This window comes from Candidatus Kosakonia sp. 282A-S69 (assembly GCF_029433855.1).
Classification (GTDB): Bacteria; Pseudomonadota; Gammaproteobacteria; order Enterobacterales; family Enterobacteriaceae; genus Kosakonia; species Kosakonia cowanii_A.
In genome coordinates this window covers 1,240,814-1,256,856 of record NZ_JAROAU010000003.1, presented here as the reverse complement: position 1 = coordinate 1,256,856, position 16,043 = coordinate 1,240,814, and the positions used below count along the sequence as shown (strand labels likewise).

Annotated in this window: 13 protein-coding genes; all 13 read right to left on the bottom strand. The window is 58.3% G+C overall.

Annotated elements, in window-relative coordinates:
- Nucleotides 1–220: 220 nt before the first annotated feature.
- The 13 genes from bglB to PU683_RS11555 all read right to left on the bottom strand — a co-directional run bounded on the left by bglB (nucleotide 221) and on the right by PU683_RS11555 (nucleotide 16,031).
- Complete coding sequence (bglB, locus tag PU683_RS11615) at nucleotides 221–1,360, bottom strand: beta-galactosidase BglB (RefSeq protein ID WP_277171574.1); 1,140 nt, start codon at nucleotides 1,358–1,360, stop codon at nucleotides 221–223.
- Nucleotides 1,361–1,370: 10 nt separating this feature from the next.
- Complete coding sequence (locus tag PU683_RS11610) at nucleotides 1,371–2,945, bottom strand: MFS transporter (protein WP_277171573.1); 1,575 nt, start codon at nucleotides 2,943–2,945, stop codon at nucleotides 1,371–1,373.
- A gap of 291 nt (nucleotides 2,946–3,236) precedes the next feature.
- Nucleotides 3,237–3,650, bottom strand: coding sequence for a flagellar protein FlhE (flhE, locus tag PU683_RS11605; RefSeq protein WP_277171572.1), 414 nt, complete (start codon nucleotides 3,648–3,650; stop codon nucleotides 3,237–3,239).
- On the bottom strand, nucleotides 3,650–5,728 hold the full coding sequence (flhA, locus tag PU683_RS11600; protein ID WP_277171571.1) for a flagellar biosynthesis protein FlhA: 2,079 nt from the start codon (nucleotides 5,726–5,728) through the stop codon (nucleotides 3,650–3,652). Before flhA ends, flhE begins: the two co-directional genes overlap by 1 nt.
- Complete coding sequence (gene flhB, locus PU683_RS11595) at nucleotides 5,721–6,872, bottom strand: flagellar biosynthesis protein FlhB (RefSeq protein WP_277171570.1); 1,152 nt, start codon at nucleotides 6,870–6,872, stop codon at nucleotides 5,721–5,723. The genes flhA and flhB overlap by 8 nt, the downstream gene beginning before the upstream one ends.
- Before the next feature lie 208 nt (nucleotides 6,873–7,080).
- Entirely contained in the window at nucleotides 7,081–7,725 is a 645-nt protein-coding gene (gene cheZ / locus PU683_RS11590; RefSeq protein ID WP_277171569.1) for a protein phosphatase CheZ, read from the bottom strand.
- An 11-nt stretch (nucleotides 7,726–7,736) separates the two neighbouring features.
- Nucleotides 7,737–8,126, bottom strand: coding sequence for a chemotaxis response regulator CheY (gene cheY, locus PU683_RS11585; protein ID WP_023480048.1), 390 nt, complete (start codon nucleotides 8,124–8,126; stop codon nucleotides 7,737–7,739).
- A gap of 16 nt (nucleotides 8,127–8,142) precedes the next feature.
- Nucleotides 8,143–9,192: a protein-glutamate methylesterase/protein-glutamine glutaminase gene (locus tag PU683_RS11580; protein ID WP_023480154.1), complete on the bottom strand. Its 1,050-nt coding sequence runs from the start codon at nucleotides 9,190–9,192 to the stop codon at nucleotides 8,143–8,145.
- Nucleotides 9,189–10,058: a protein-glutamate O-methyltransferase CheR gene (cheR, locus tag PU683_RS11575; protein WP_187799203.1), complete on the bottom strand. Its 870-nt coding sequence runs from the start codon at nucleotides 10,056–10,058 to the stop codon at nucleotides 9,189–9,191. The genes PU683_RS11580 and cheR overlap by 4 nt, the downstream gene beginning before the upstream one ends.
- A gap of 125 nt (nucleotides 10,059–10,183) precedes the next feature.
- Entirely contained in the window at nucleotides 10,184–11,845 is a 1,662-nt protein-coding gene (tar, locus tag PU683_RS11570; protein WP_277171568.1) for a methyl-accepting chemotaxis protein II, read from the bottom strand.
- Between the two features lie 90 nt (nucleotides 11,846–11,935).
- Complete coding sequence (locus PU683_RS11565) at nucleotides 11,936–12,898, bottom strand: Csu type fimbrial protein (protein ID WP_277171567.1); 963 nt, start codon at nucleotides 12,896–12,898, stop codon at nucleotides 11,936–11,938.
- Entirely contained in the window at nucleotides 12,898–15,291 is a 2,394-nt protein-coding gene (locus tag PU683_RS11560) for a fimbria/pilus outer membrane usher protein (protein ID WP_277171566.1), read from the bottom strand. The genes PU683_RS11565 and PU683_RS11560 overlap by 1 nt, the downstream gene beginning before the upstream one ends.
- A complete protein-coding gene (locus PU683_RS11555) occupies nucleotides 15,267–16,031 on the bottom strand; it encodes a fimbrial biogenesis chaperone (RefSeq protein WP_431190936.1) in 765 nt (254 codons plus the stop codon). The genes PU683_RS11560 and PU683_RS11555 overlap by 25 nt, the downstream gene beginning before the upstream one ends.
- Nucleotides 16,032–16,043: the final 12 nt, after the last annotated feature.

Sequence of the window (16,043 nt, the reverse complement as noted above, 5' to 3'; positions counted from 1 at the left end):
ACGTGACCCGCAGGCCTGATAAGCGAAGCGCCATCAGGCAATGACGCCCGGTATACACCTCAACGCCGGATGGCGGCGTTGCCTTATCCGGCCTACGCCACCATTCAGGCCTCGTGACCCGTAGGCCTGATAAGCGAAGCGCCATCAGGCAATGAGGCGCGGCATACTTTCCACATAAAAAACCCCGGCTTCCCGGGGTTTTCTTTTTTCCACCTGCTGCTTAAAAATATTTGCGCAGATACTCAGTCAAACAGAGCATCGCCATTGCCTGGCCATAGGGCATGGAGGTTAACGGGATCTGGCGGTAAAACTCGAGATCGCTGCCCATCCCTGTGCCGAATGAGACCTGCAACAGCTCCCCTTCTGGCGAGATATGATTAACAATCGCCTTCACCGCCCGCTCGGCGACCGGCGCGTAATCGGCGCTGATATAACGCTTACGCAGCGCTTTTAACATCCCGTAAGCAAACCCGGCGGTGGCGGAAGCCTCCAGATAGGAGTCAGGATCGTCCAGCAGCGTATGCCACAACCCGCTCTGATGCTGGCATTTCGCCAGCGCCGCGACCTGCGCATTCAACACCTGCACCAGATAACGGCGCACGGCGTTGTGTTCCGGCAGATCCACCAGCTCGAGAAAATCGGGGATCACAATCGTCAGCCAGCTGTTGCCGCGCGCCCAGCGGGCTTTCGCAAAGTTGTGCAACCCCTCATAGCTCCAGCCGTGGAACCACAGCCCCGTTTCGCGATCCATCAAATTCTGCACATGCAGCAGGAACTGGTAGACCGCCTCTTCCACATACTCCGGCTTGTTGAGCAATTTACCGATCTTCGCCAGCGGTAGCACCGTCATCATCAGCGTATCGTCCCACATCTGCTGATGGTTCTCCTCCGCCAGCGTGATGTGCTGCATGCCGCCGTGATCGGTGCGCGGCATCTCACTCATCGCCCACTCTGCCCAGCTCTCCAGCCAGGGAAGCAACGCCGGGTTACGCGTCTCTTCATAGCGGTACGCCAGCGTCAGGAACGGCGCCATGGTATTGACGTTTTTGGTGGTTGCCCCCTCGGCAAAGCGATCGGTAAACCAGCTATCAATCACGCCAAGAATGTATTCATCGCCGGTCTGGCGATAATATTGATACATCCCATACAGCCCGACGCCGTGCGTCCACTCCCATCCGGCCCAGCCTTTAGTGTCAATCACACGACCATCGTCGAGACGGAGTAAAAATTCGCCGCTATCATCGTGAATGTTGACAAGATTGTGCGTCACCTTGCGGATCAACGCTTTCAGTTCATCACGGGCGATAAAACGCTCTGGCTGACGCAGTAACGGGCTCTGTTTGACAGGCCAAACCTTCATAGTATTAACCTCAGTTATAAGTCGATTTCAGATGCGCCTCTTTCAGCGTGGGCGCAGCCGGTTTATTGCGATTCAGGAAACCAATGTTGTTATTGCCCCACAAGGATTCATACGGCATCCCCGCCAGCATCTCGACCGTTTTACGCGCGTCTGGCGTGATGCTCTCCGGCATCGCGCGGCCGTTCTGGCGCATTTTTGCCGTCTCTTCACGCAGCACGCTGTGGGTTTCCAGGTTGAGCTTAAAGCGCAGCGAGACAAGGAAGCCGCAGCAGAGCACGGCGACAGTACCGAAACACATAATCATCAAAATGGTGTGGCTCACTTCCGGCAACTGGGTTTTCTGACCGGAGACAAAACCGGAGGCCTGCATCACAATCCCGACCAGCATCACTGCGCCAGCCTGCGACGCTTTGCGGGTCAGGGTCATAATCCCGGCGAAGATCCCCTCGCGGCGCTGTCCGGTGACCACTTCATCGATATCGGCAATATAGGTGTAGGTATTCCATGGCACATAGTTGATGCCCCCGCGTCCCAGACCCGCCACAGCCGAGATCAGCAGCAGCAGCGAGTAGACATCGCTCAAGCCCGCGTAGTAGAGCACCGCGTATGAGACCGCGCTGAGGCCAAACAGCACCACCACCATGCGATAAGAGGGTGCCGGGCCGAAGCGGATGCAGAGCGGGATCATGGCGATAACGGCGATAAACTGGAAAATCGCCATCGTACCAAGCAGGTTCGAGGCTAATGAGGCCTCCTGCATCAGCACAAACACCACGTAGTAGGTGAAGACAGCGTTAAACACATCCTGGGCGATATAGCCGCCAAGATACATGCCAAGATGCTGGCGGAAGATCTTAATACGCAGCGTCGAGCTCAGTTCCACCACCAGGCGGCGCAGGCTCTGCCCGAGTGATAAACTTTTCTTCTCCTCTTCGGCGCGCAGCGCCGCTTCTGTCCACGCCTCGCGCGGGCGTTCCCAGGTAAAGATCCAGACGAAAGTCAGCATAATGGCGCACAGCACCGAGAAGACCAGGCTGGCATAGAAGAAGGAGACGGCGTTGTCTTTACCAAAGTGCGTCAGCAGCACGCCCGGCAGGAAGGAGGCGAGGATCGCCGACATCTGCGCCATAGAGATGCGTGCACCGGAGAATTTGGTTTTTTGTTTGAAATCATCGGTCATCTCCGGAACCAGCGTCTCATACGGCACCAGGATCATCGTGTAGACCACATCAAACAGCAGATAGGTGAGCAAGTAGTACCAGAAGCTCATATCCCCAACCCACATAATCGAGTAACTAAAGACGCAGGGGATACCAAGCAGAATAAAGAATTTACGGCGGCCAAAGCGCTTGCCTAAGCGGGTCGAGCCGAAGTTATCGGTCAGGAAGCCCATCAGCGGGCTGACCACCGCATCCAGCACCCTTGCGGCGGCGAAGATAAAGGTCGCTTCAATCGGCGTCAGGCCGCAAAAGGTGGTGTAGAAGTAGAGTAACCATGCGGCGGTGAGCGCCGTCGTGCCTGCACCCAGAAAATCGCCCGACCCATAGGCCAGGTAATTAGCCAATCCAATTTTTCGTGTTTTCATTGCCGTCAACCCTGTTCATTTTGGGGGACCTTTGACGATCCGGCTGAGTCAAAGGAATTTGTTACACGGCTAAAGTAAGGGGATGCGCAATGGGAAACCTTTCTGTTTCTGCCATTAACATGCGCCATCTGGCAAAAATGCAAAGAGTGCCAATACTCGCTTCACTGATTTATAAAACAGCGTTTCTTTTGCATCAAAAGGAGAGGTCAAAAGTGCGGGGCGGATAGCAAAATCCCGCGCGAATGGCGGGATTGTCGGTGAAAAAGTGGGCTAACTGATTGAGTTTACAGCTCAGGGCTGCGCCGGAGGACGGCGATAGTTGACGATAACCTGATTGCTGCGCACCGATAGCGCAGGCCATAAACGCCCACCGCCCGGTACTTCCCAGACATAGCGCAGCGGCTCCAGCGCCGGTACACCATTAAACGCGCGGGTGGTGCCGCTCTGACCATCCAGCGCAACGCAGCGCGCCTGTGAACAGAGGCGCACAATCAGCCCGGCGGGCGTCGGGCCATTCAGCTCATAACGCCAGGAGACATCGGTCATCAGACCGCTGACCGGCTCTGTCGGGCCAAGCTGCGATGAGGAGGCGACCACGCCGCGGTTGGCGAGCGTGACGCCAATACTGCTCGCCTGCCAGGTCCCCTCGCCCATCGCGTGCGCCAGCACCGGCAGCGTGAGCAACAGTAGAGCAAGCTTGCGCATTATTTGCCTCCGATGGTCGCGGTCATGCGAATGCTGCGGTTGTCAGACATCTCCATATTTGACAGCACCACCAGCTGCGGCAGGCTGCGGCGCAGGAAGCGGGCCAGCAGCGGACGCAGAGCGTGGTTAACCAGCAGCACCGGCGGCGCGCCGAGCATCTCCTGGCGAGTCAGCGCTTCCTGGGTCTGTTCCAGCAAACGATCTGCCAGACCCGGCTCGAGGCCGCCACCGCCCTGCAGGGCTTGTAACAACAGGCGCTCCAGCGGCGTATCAAGACCAATCACCTGCACTTCACCCGTGCCCGGGAACCACTGCTGAGTAATAGCGCGGCCCAGTGCCACACGCACCACGGAGGTGAGTTCATGCGGATCGTTCTGCAACGGTGCATGCTCGGCCAGCGTCTCCAGAATGGTGCGCATGTCGCGGATCGGTACGCGCTCGGCCAGCAGATTTTGCAACACTTTATGCAGCGTCGTCAGCGTCACCACGCCCGGAACCAGATCTTCGGTCAGCTTCGGCATCTCCTGGCTGACGCGGTCAAGCAGCTGTTGCGCCTCCTGGCGGCCAAACAGCTCGGGAGCGTACTGCCCAATCAGATGGTTGAGGTGGGTCGCCACCACGGTACTCGCCTCCACTACCGTAAAGCCCTGGATCTGCGCCTGCTCTTTCAGGGCGCTCTCAATCCAGATTGCCGACAGGCCAAAGGCCGGATCGACGGTCGCTTCACCCGGCAGCGAGCCTGCCGCGGTGCCGGGGTTAATCGCCAGCCAACGGCCCGGATAGGCTTCGCCGCTGCCAATCTCCACCCCTTTCATCAGAATACGGTAGCGCGCGGGCGGCAGATCCATATTGTCACGGATGTGCACAACCGGCGGCAGGAAGCCCATATCCTGCGCAAATTTCTTACGAATACTGCGGATACGCCCAAGCAGTTCACCATCCTGCTGGAAATCGACCATCGGGATCAGGCGGTAGCCCACTTCCATCCCGAGGTTATCTTCCAGCTGCACATCGCTCCAGGTGGCTTCCACCGCCTGGGTGTTCTCCGGCATTTTCACCGGCGCGGCTTCCAGTGGCGCTTTCTGCTCTTTGCCACGCAGCCACCAGGCAAGCCCGAGCAGCGCGGCGGTAAAGAGAAGGAAGACGAAGTTTGGCATGCCTGGCACCATACCGAGCAGACCGAGTACACCGGCGCTCAGCATCATGACGCGCGGGTTGCTGAAGAGCTGCCCCACCATCTGCTGACCAACGTCCTGATCGGTGCTGACGCGGGTCACGATAACGCCCGCGGCGGTAGAGATCACCAGCGCCGGGATCTGGGCAACCAGACCATCACCGATGGTCAGCAGGGTGTAGGTTGATCCCGCATCGCCCATCGACATACCGTGCTGAATCACACCGACCAGCAGACCGCCGATGACGTTGATCACCATGATCAAAATCCCGGCGACGGCATCACCACGCACAAACTTACTCGCACCGTCCATGGAGCCGTAGAAATCCGCCTCCTGGGTCACTTCGCTACGACGACGCTTGGCTTCATCTTCGCCGATAATCCCGGCGTTGAGGTCGGCGTCGATCGCCATCTGTTTACCCGGCATCCCGTCAAGCACGAAGCGCGCGCCCACTTCGGCAATACGCCCCGCACCCTTGGTGATAACCATAAAGTTGATGATCACGAGAATGATAAAGACCACGATACCGATGGCGAAGTTACCGCCGACGAGGAAGTGGCCAAACGCTTCCACCACGCGCCCCGCCGCGGCACCGCCGGTATGCCCTTCCATCAGAATGATACGGGTGGATGCGACGTTCAGCGCCAGACGCAGCAGCGTGGTGAAGAGCAAAATGGTCGGGAAGGCGGCAAATTCGAGCGTACGCTGGGTGAACATCGCCACCAGCAGCACCATGATCGACAGCGCAATATTAAAGGTAAACAGCAGGTCGAGGACAAACGCCGGCAGCGGCAGCACCATCATCGACAGGATAAGCAAAATGAGCACCGGCCCGGCGAGCACTTGCCACTGGGTCGATTTCAGATTGTTCGGCAGACGCAGCATTGCCACCAGATTAGCCATCAGTGTCCTTCTCTTTCAAAAAGTCCAGCGCCTCTGGCACCGGGAGATTCTCAGGTTTAACAGGTCGTTGTCCGCCGGACAGACGCCAGCGTTTCAACTGCCATACCCACGCCAGCACTTCGGCAACTGCCGCATAGAGCTGGCCCGGGATTTGCTGACCAATTTCAGCATGACGATAGAGCGCACGCGCCAGCGGCGGCGCTTCCAGAATCGGCACGCGGTTTTCGGTGCCCAGCTCGCGAATACGCAGCGCCACGGCACCCGCGCCTTTGGCGACGACTTTTGGCGCGCTCATTTTGTTCTCGTCATACTGCAGCGCCACGGAGTAGTGCGTCGGGTTAGTGACAATCACATCCGCTTTCGGCACGTCCGCCATCATGCGACGGCGGGCGGCGGAGCGCTGCATCTGGCGAATACGCCCCTTCACATGCGGGTCGCCTTCGCTCTGTTTAAATTCGTCACGAATATCCTGCCGTGACATGCGCAATTTTTTGATGTGGCTGTAGATCTGCCAGAAGACGTCAAAGCCGACCATCGGGATGATGCTCAGCGAAACCAGCAGCGCGCAGAGCCCGGCAAGGTTCATGGCGCTGGCCATCGCCGTCACCGGCGATTCGCTCATCAGGCGCATCATGTCCGGCCAGTGATTCCAGAGGAAGAGGCCGGCCACGCTGCCCATCAGCAGCGCTTTCATCAATGCCTTTACCAGCTCCGCGCCGACCTGGGCGGAGAAGAGACGTCCAATGCCGCTAATCGGATTGAGTTTGGAGAACTTAAACGCCAGCGATTTGGTGCTGAACACCAACCCGCCGAGCAGCACCGGTGCCACCAGCGCGATAATCACCACGCCCACCAGCAGCGGCAGCATGCCGATCAGCGCCGTCTTCAGCATCATGATGATTTGGCCGAGGATCAGGTTCTGGTCGCTAATAATCTTGTGATCGAAACGTAGCCCGGAGGAGAGCACCATCGAGAGGCGGTGGCCAAACGACGCGCCGCCAAACCAGAGGATGCAGACGCCGGCCAGCATAATCAGCACCGAGGTCAGCTCTTTGGATCGGGGGATCTGCCCCTCTTCACGCGCTTTTTGCAACCGTTGCGCGGTGGGCGATTCTGTTTTGTCGTCGTTATCTTCAGAAGCCACGTTCAACGTCCGGGGTTACAGGTGTGACGTCATATTGCCAGAGTCAAGCGCGTCTAATGGGCAGAGTAAGGCATAAAAAGAGGGGGTTTTCGCCTTTTGGGCAGGAATGATTCACGCGTAGGCCACGTAAAGGGGGGAAAGTAGAACGGTATTGAAAAAGCGGGAAGGCTCTCCCCTTCCCGCTTTTAACGCCAGGGCTGATGCGAAATCAGAAGCCGAGGCTGTCCAGCAGATCGTCCACCTGATCCTGGCTTGCCACCACGCCCGCTTTTGTGACGTCGAGTTGTGGGCCATTGAGCAGGCTGTCGTTTTCACGTTTCGGACGCGCGGCCTGCTCCGGCATGTTCTCCAGCAGCACCATCAACAGCTGACGCTCAATCTCCTGGATAACATCCATCATGCGCTTGATGACCTGACCGGTCAGATCCTGGAAATCCTGCGCCATCATAATGTCGAGCAGCTGGGCGTTGGTAAAGCTGGTGTGACCCGGGACTTCTGCGAGGAACTGGCGAGTATCGGTTACCAGTTCACGGGCATCCGTCAGCTCGATCGGGTTTTCAAACCACTCATCCCAACGTTTGGTCAGCGCTTTCGAGCCTTTTTCCATCTCATCCTGATGCGGCTGTGAGGCTTCAACGCTGTTCAGCGCGCGCTCTGCCGCCTGGGCGGTCATCTGCACCACATAGTCGAGACGGTCACGGGCATCGGGAATCGCTTCCGCTGCTTCAGCAATCGCCTGGTCAAGACCCAGTTCGCGCAGACTGTCGCGCAGCATACGCGTCAGGCTACCAATACGGGCAATGATCTCGCTGGGTGAATGCTCTTCCGTGGGTTTAATTGAAGGTTGCATCATTTATCCAGTCCTCACATGCCAAGTTTCTCGAAGATCTTGCCAAGCTTCTCTTCGAGGGTTGCCGCCGTGAACGGTTTCACCACATAGCCGCTTGCACCCGCCTGCGCTGCAGCGATGATGTTCTCTTTTTTCGCTTCGGCCGTGACCATCAGCACCGGCATAGAGGCCATGTTGCTGTCTGCACGAATGGTTTTAAGCAGTTCCAGACCGTCCATGTTTGGCATGTTCCAGTCAGAGATGACGAAACCAAAACCACCGGCCTGGAGTTTATTGAGCGCATCAACGCCGTCTTCAGCTTCTTCGACGTTGTTGAATCCCAGCTCTTTTAACAGGTTGCGCACAATTCGACGCATCGTGGAAAAGTCGTCCACAACCAGAAATCTGAGCTCTTTATCCGCCATATAACTTCACTCCTCGTTAAATACGTATTGCCTGTCCGGCACTGATTTTCGCCAGCATCTGCTGGCTTACCTGGCTAAGATCGACCACTTCGCTGACGCCACCCATATTGATGGCCTCACGCGGCATGCCGAACACCACACAACTTGCTTCGTTCTGTGCGATGGTCCAGGCGCCCGCCTGGTGCATCGCTAACATCCCGGCGGCACCATCGTTGCCCATCCCCGTGAGAATAACCCCCACGGCGTTGCGCCCCGCATGTTTCGCCACCGAATGAAACAACACATCTACCGATGGCCGGTGCCGGTTGACCGGCGGGCCATCGTGAATCTTAATCTGGTAGTTGGCACCGCTACGGGCCAGCTCCATATGCTTATCACCGGGCGCGATATACGCATGCCCTGGTAATACACGCTCACCATCTTCCGCCTCTTTCACGCTGATCTGACAGAGCTTATTCAGGCGCTCTGCGAACGAGCGGGTAAAGCCCGGCGGCATGTGCTGGGTAATCAGAATACCCGGGCTTGAGAGCGGCAATGGCTGGAGTACATGGCGAATTGCCTCTGTTCCGCCCGTTGACGCACCAATTACCAACAATTTTTCCGAACTGAGCAGCGGACCGGCCTTCAGCGTTGCCGGTGCCGGCATCGGTTTATGCGCCGCGATACGGGCGCGCGATGCGGTGCGCACCTTTTCAGCGATCATTTCACTGTAGGCCAGCATGCCTTCGCGAATACCGATTTGCGGTTTGGTCACGAAATCGATCGCCCCCAGCTCCAGCGCGCGCAGCGTCACTTCTGAGCCTTTACCGGTCAGCGAGGAGACCATCACTACCGGCATCGGACGCAGACGCATCAGTTTTTCAAGAAAATCCAGCCCATCCATGCGCGGCATTTCCACGTCCAGGGTTAAAACATCCGGATTGAATTTCTTAATCAAATCCCTCGCCACTAAGGGATCCGGCGCGGTTGCCACCATCTCCATATCACTGTGGCTATTGATAATTTCGGTCATGATCTGCCGCATCAATGCGGAATCATCGACGGACAATACCCTGATTTTACTCATGCTTTATCCTTACTCAGCGCATAAACTGTTTGCCCACGCAGGCTAAACTCGCGCACGAGGTTGCTGAAATTCTCCGAATGCCCGGCAAACAGTAATCCGTCCGGTTTAAGCAGCGGAGCGAAACGATGCAGAATGTCCTGTTGCGTCGTTTTATCAAAATAAATCATTACGTTACGGCAGAAGATTGCGTCAAAAGGCCCCGGCACGTTGTACTGTTTATCCAGCAGGTTGAGGGTGGTGAACTCAACATAGTTCGCCAGCTCCTGCCGTACGCGCACCAGCCCTGCGTGCGGTCCTGTGCCGCGCATAAAGTAGCGCTGCATCTGCTGCGGCGAGAGGGTCTTCAGCTCATCGAGGCGGTAGATCCCACTGCGCGCCTTCTCCAGCACTTCGGTATCGATATCGCTGGCAAAGACTTTGAAGCGGCCGGGCGCCATCCCCAGCGCATCGGCGAGGGTGATGGCCAGTGAATAGGGCTCTTCCCCGGTCGAGGCCGCTGCGCTCCAGACGCGGTATTCTCCCGTGCGCTTACGCGCGTGCTCAGCCAGCACCGGAAAGTGGTGCGCTTCGCGGAAAAAAGCGGTCAGGTTGGTGGTCAGCGAGTTAATAAACGCTTGCCACTCAGCGCTGTTCTGGTTCGCTTCCAGCATGCTCAGATAGCGGCCAAAATCATCTAACCCCAGCGTGCGCAAGCGGCGAACGAGGCGGTTGTAAACCATGTCGCGTTTATGATCGGCAAGCACGATCCCGGCACGCTGGTAAATCAATTGGCATATCCGACGGAAATGCGCATCGGAGAGCGCCAGGCGCTGGGTCATCTGCTGCAATATTGATGACGTTTGCCCGTTAGGGATAGATGTTGTCATAGCGCCTTCTCAACTCAGTTCAGGATGCAACGAGCACGGCTTTTGGCGGTGCCACTTTTGTGGTGTGACATATTTTTCATCTTTATTCTGTTACCGGGCGTGACCGCCCGGCGTTGCAACCCTGCTTAAAACGTTTCCCAGTTCTCTTCTTTCCCGGCAGCAACCACCTGGCTACGTGCCGGGGCAAGCGTAGCGCTCATCGCCGGTTGCCGTGCGGCCTGCGATCTGCCCGCCGTGGCGGTCAGGCGGAAGGCGGAAACGGCCTGCGTCAGTCGGCTCGCCTGCTCCTCCAGCGCGGCGGCGGCGGCGGCGGACTGCTGCACCAGCGAGGCGTTCTGCTGCGTCACGCGATCCATCTCGGAGACGGCCAGCGCCACCTGATCGATACCGCGGCTCTGCTCATCGGAGGCCGAGGCGATCTCGCCCATGATGTCATTGACGCGCGTTACGGCGTTGACGATATCGAGCATCGTCTCCCCTGCATTTCCAACCAGTACAGAACCGGTATCGACACGGGAAACAGAATCTTCAATTAAAGATTTAATCTCTTTGGCAGCGTTCGCACTTCGGCTGGCCAGATTGCGTACTTCCCCCGCCACCACCGCGAAGCCGCGACCCTGCTCACCGGCGCGCGCCGCCTCTACCGCCGCGTTGAGGGCGAGGATATTGGTCTGGAAAGCAATGCCGTCGATGACGCTAATAATGTCGGCGATCTTCTGCGAGCTGGTGGCAATCTCATGCATGGTTTTCACCACGCCGTCGACCACTTTCCCGCCGCGCTCGGCGGTTTCGGAGGCGCTCTGCGCCAGCAGCGAAGCCTGACGGGCGTTCTCGGCGTTCTGTTTCACCGTTGCGGTCAGCTCTTCCATGCTGGCAGCGGTTTGCTCCAGCGCAGAGGCCTGCTCTTCGGTACGCGAGGAGAGATCGTTATTGCCGGCGGCGATTTCGCTGGTGCCAGAGTAGATTGCATCCGACCCCTGACGCACGTTGGTGACGGTGTCGATCAGCGCGGTTTGCATATGATCAACGCTCTGTGCCAGTTCGGTCATCTCGCTACGCCCATCGATGCGCAGCGTGTGGGTCAGGTTACCCCCTGCGATTTCACGGATATGGGCAATCACCGAGGAGAGCGGCAAGAGCAGAATACGGCGGATGCCATACCAGACGCCGGCCAGCACAATCACCAGCGCCAGGGCGAGGATCGCCATTTGCCATTTGGCAAAGGTGTAGTCGCTGACGCTCTGCTCCCAGGCATTGCGATAGAGGTTATCGCTCAGCGTGGCATAGTTGCTCATCGCTGCGCCGAGGGCATTTTGCATCCCCTGGGTCGGCTGCGCGAGGAAGCTGTTCATATTGCCGCTCTCAAGGAACTGCACCAGCTCGCTCAGGGCGGCGTGGTAAGTTTGGTACTTCTCATCAAGGCTCTGGCGCGCACTCTCCATCTCCGGCATGGCTGGCAGCTGGCGGAAGGCATCGTAGTGTTTTGCGGCATCGGCCAGCGACGCTTTCGCGCTGTTAAGCAGATCGGTTTTTGCGCTGCTCTGCTGGTTATTCGGGTCGAGCAACATCCGCGCGGAGGAGCGGCTCAGGTTGATACGCGTTTGCAGCATCAGCTCCCAGGCTTTGCCCAGTTCTGTTTGTTGCATACGCAGATCGTTTGAGACCGCAAAACTTTGCTGGTTCTGTTTAAGCGACGAAAAAAAGAGTCCACCAGAGACGAGCTGCAACAGTGCAAAGACCACCAGCACACTCATAAGCAGAGTTACGACGCGGATACGGTTCAACATGCAACAAACACCTTATTGATGAGTTATTAACGGTGTTATCGGCATCCGGCCTGGGAACTTTACATTTGCGAAAAGGAAATAAATTTGCGCTTAAAACACAATATCCACCGTCAGGGTATCGCTGTAGGTTCCGCCAGGCGGCGTCGTCTGCGTCGTCAGCACCCGCGCGGTGTAGTTGTAGGTGCGCAGCAGGCCATCGGCGCTCATCTGGGATGAGGCATCGCTGGCCCAACGCTCCGCGCCGATACTGCCCCAGCGGCTGGTCGTGCCTGCTTTGTAAATTTCGTAACTGAGACGGTTGGTGCCGCTCGCCATATTGCGCACGTTGCCGCTGGCGTAGAGACCGTTATTTATCCCGACAGTGTAACTGCTCCCTTTAGTACAAGTAATGGAGACGGATTGCGAAACAGTCGGGAAATTTCTCACCAGCGGCGCGCTGCCAAAATTGACGTTTGGCGCGCTGATGGTGGTGCAGTCATTGGTGATGGTGCCGGTCAATTGCAGGCTGGTGACCGCGGTGCCCCGCTGCGAAGATAAGCAAACACCGACCGCGCCCACAGAACAGACGTTATACGCGACACTAAAGTTGAGCGTAACCTGGTAAGGGCCGGCGCTGACGTGCTGTCCCGGCACCGTCATAAAATAGAGCGGTAAGTTATAGGTACGCGAACCGAGCAGCTCCAGAAGCGCAGCACCGCTCCAGGTATAGCTGTTTCCGCCAATCGTCACTTCACTGTTGTTCGCGCAGTTAGCCTGGCCGCAGAGCCGCACCGGAATGGTATCGGTGACCGCCGCGTTATCGCTGCGCTTCATCGCCGCCCGGTTGCTGGCCGTCACCGTCGCGCCGGTCAGCGTCAGGGTGACAGAGTCGTTGGTGAGCAGATTCAGGATCGTATCGCACCGCACCAGTAATCTGCCGGTGGTGGTTTGCGCCCCGGCGTTGAGGACAAAGGAGGTGACGGTGCCGAATGCGCCGTTAACGGTGCTGATCGTACAGGCCGACCAGGCCGGAGCAGCGCAGAGCAGCAGTAAAACGAAAAGTAGCCGACGCATTATGGATTCCTCCGGCAGGTAAGCGGCCCGTAGGTCTGCAATTTATGTTCAGGATTAGCGGTAAGGGTGAACGCGGTTTTACACTCTCCCCCCTCCGGCAGGCGGACAAAGAGCGAATTGACGTTCTCCAGGCTCTCCAGCCAGGCGATACCGTCATAGCCCACCACTGCGGGCGCTTTACCGGTGCGCTCCACCTGACTGCCGACCGGGATGGCTACGCCCTGCTCATCATGCAGGATGACACTGGCGACGCGCTCCTGCACCATCGGAAACTCAATCAGGTAACCGCTCTGGCGGCGCAGGGCAACTTTGCGCTCCGTATCCTGAAGCTGGGTATCGGCCGGCAAATTGAGGGTATTGATGCTGTAGTTTGCCGGGTAGTAGGCTGAGACACCGCTCACCAGCAGATAACCATTTTTATCGGTCATCCCCACTGGCTGATTTTCATAATTGACCGGTACGCCTGCATGACCACCGGTGCTGATTACCGCAAAGGCATCGTTAATATAGTTAGCAGCGAACAGCTGACCATCCATCAGCACCACTGCGCCAATCGTCTCGCCCCACCAGGTCATCTTGCCGCGCTCACCATAGCCGCCGCCCTGTAATTCGACGTTGTTGTTGCGCCAGCCGAGCGTGCCCTGCTGGTAGCTTCTCGCCTGTGACTGGTGCGCCAGCGACATATTCCAGCTCAGGCCGCCGTCGGTAGGCATGGAGTGGCTATAGTTCACGCGCTGTGTCGAGCCGGCATCGGGGGTTCTCTCCATACTGAAGGCGGCACTGTCGCGCTCGCCGATCGGGATCTGCACCGAGAGACCAAAGGTCCAGTCGCCCCGCTGGTTATCGCGGCTGGCGGCGATATTCATACTGCTGCTCCCCCACAGGTTGCGGCTCCAGGAGAGGTTCAGCAGTTCGGTTTTTTGATTATCGAAACTGCGCACGCCGATCCACGCCGCGCCAATGTTGCCAAAATCGCCCATATTAAAGGAGAGCGAGTACTGGTCGGTGTTGCGGCTGTAGCTGGCGATTGGCCAGCGTCCGTTCTGGCGCATATCGTTATAACTGGCGCGCTGATCGTAGAGCGCAAGGTTGCCGAACTCGCGGTTGCGGCGGCTGTGCTGGGTGTTGATGCTAAACAGGCTGGTGTTGTATTGATAACCCCAGTTGAGCTGGTTGCCCGCATCGCCGAACATCCGGCTCTCGGTCCAGGCACCGTTTACCACGCCGAGACGGCCAAGTCTGACAACCGCCCCTGCGCCGCCAAGCGCCAGCGATTCTGCCCCTTCGGCGTGCCCCTCCAGCGTTAACCAGTCGGTGACGCCATAGCGGTACGAACCGCTGCCCACCAGCGGGCCATAATCAAAATTTTCAATGCCGTAGTTGCGCCGCAATGAACCGATGGTGATCGCGCCGTCGCTCAGCCCTGGCGTTAACAGCTCGCTGGCGACATAAAAGGGCAGCGTGGTGCTGACGCGTCGCCCGAGGGCATCGGTGGTGACCAGTACTGCATCCCCCGCGCCGTTAATATAGGGCATGTTGGTGAGCGTAAAGGGCCCCGGCTGTAGCTGCCGGTTGCCAGCACGGTAACCGTTAATAAAGAGGTCAACCGAGGTGGGCACCGCCGCTTCGCCGGAGAAGGAGGGCAACGGCCAGGTCACAAGATCGGGGCGTAACGTGAAGTCGCGTCCGTAACGGATGCCGCCGACGCGCACGCTGCTGCTCCAGTTGAGGGCTTCCGAAATAACATCCCCCACTTCCCACTGCGTGGCATCCTCCTCGTTGTTAAACATCAGCGAGGTGTCATAGCGCATGTAGCCCTCCTGCTGGCGCAGGGAGCCGCTGAGCGTCTGGCGTAGCGCACCGGTAGAGGAGAAGACCGCGTTGCCCGTAAAGAAGCGGAACTCATTCCATAGCGCGGCCTGGCTGCCTACGTGTTCGGTGGTGCTGGTATAGAGGTCGTAATTGAGCACCGCACCGCGGCCAAATTTTGGCTCGCTGCGCCGTCCGCCCTCATTGAAGGAGGTATAGCGCGCCGGAACCCATGCCGCCGGGACAAACAGCAACAGCCGCTGCCCGGCACTGTCATACTCCACGCGCACGCCGGGGAGCGCAGACACATTCACCTCCCCCTCCGGCAGATGCTCCGGCGGCAACCCGGCGTGGAGCAGATCGGCACGCGAGAGAAAAAAATCGTTGAGCCGCCGCGTTACCGGCACCACCTGCTGGGTGTCGTAATAGTTGATCACCAGCGCAAGGTGAAACTCCGCCTGCTGGTTGATGCTCTGCGCATCCGGCGGCGGCGGTAAAGAGTCGTCTCCCGGCTGCCCCCATGCCGCTGCGCCGGGTAACACTATTGCGGCTGCGATAATCAGTTGCCTGCTGACGACTGCCATTGCTCATCCCGTGCGTTAATCGATGCTTCCAGCGCCGATGGATTACTCACCCCGGCGGGCAGTGGCCAGCGCCGGGCACTGTGCGGCAGCACATAACCTAATAGCCCCTCGGCAACCTGACGCATCTGCCCCCCCTGGCGTACGCGCACTTTACTCAGGCGGACATGAATGTTGTCATCATTGCGCACTTCGAGCTGCGTCTGACCGCCTTCGCGCACCACGCGCCAGTGTAATTTTGCCGGCTGCACAAAGGCGTGATGCGCCCCTTCGCGCTCGGTCTCAACGCCCTGCCCATAGACAAAGAGTGGGATGGAGTAACGCATCTGGAGTTTGAGGCCAATTTTGGGTTTGTTCGGGTCGTCCGGCTGCGGGATCTCATCGACAATAATGCGGTAAGCCTGCTCTTTGCCTGCCGGAATTGCCGCCTGCTTAATCAGACGGATCAGCTGCTTGCTGTCGGGTGTGATCTGCACAATGGGTGGGCTGGCGACCACGTCGCCCTGCTGCTGATAGCGCTCAAGGCCGCCCTCTTGTGTCCAGCGGACGATACGCACCTGCATGGTGGTGGGCGTTTCCCCCTGATTCTGGATCCACAACTCGGTAGCGTTGGTGGCTGCATCCAGCCAGGGATCGATCGGCCAAATCAGAATTGTTGCCGCTGCCTGCACATTTCCCGCCGCAAGGGTCAACGCCCCCGCCAGCATACATCCTGCCGCGCGACGGCCCAGGTTGACATTCATTCCCTCTCCCTT

Coding starts and splice junctions, on each gene's coding strand:
- bglB (WP_277171574.1), bottom strand. CDS start 1,360: ATGAAGGTTTGGCCTGTCAAACAGAGCCCGTTACTGCGTCAGCCAGAG.
- PU683_RS11610 (WP_277171573.1), bottom strand. CDS start 2,945: ATGAAAACACGAAAAATTGGATTGGCTAATTACCTGGCCTATGGGTCG.
- flhE (WP_277171572.1), bottom strand. CDS start 3,650: ATGCGCAAGCTTGCTCTACTGTTGCTCACGCTGCCGGTGCTGGCGCAC.
- flhA (WP_277171571.1), bottom strand. CDS start 5,728: ATGGCTAATCTGGTGGCAATGCTGCGTCTGCCGAACAATCTGAAATCG.
- cheZ (WP_277171569.1), bottom strand. CDS start 7,725: ATGATGCAACCTTCAATTAAACCCACGGAAGAGCATTCACCCAGCGAG.
- cheY (WP_023480048.1), bottom strand. CDS start 8,126: ATGGCGGATAAAGAGCTCAGATTTCTGGTTGTGGACGACTTTTCCACG.
- PU683_RS11580 (WP_023480154.1), bottom strand. CDS start 9,192: ATGAGTAAAATCAGGGTATTGTCCGTCGATGATTCCGCATTGATGCGG.
- cheR (WP_187799203.1), bottom strand. CDS start 10,058: ATGACAACATCTATCCCTAACGGGCAAACGTCATCAATATTGCAGCAG.
- tar (WP_277171568.1), bottom strand. CDS start 11,845: ATGTTGAACCGTATCCGCGTCGTAACTCTGCTTATGAGTGTGCTGGTG.
- PU683_RS11565 (WP_277171567.1), bottom strand. CDS start 12,898: ATGCGTCGGCTACTTTTCGTTTTACTGCTGCTCTGCGCTGCTCCGGCC.
- PU683_RS11560 (WP_277171566.1), bottom strand. CDS start 15,291: ATGGCAGTCGTCAGCAGGCAACTGATTATCGCAGCCGCAATAGTGTTA.
- PU683_RS11555 (WP_431190936.1), bottom strand. CDS start 16,031: ATGAATGTCAACCTGGGCCGTCGCGCGGCAGGATGTATGCTGGCGGGG.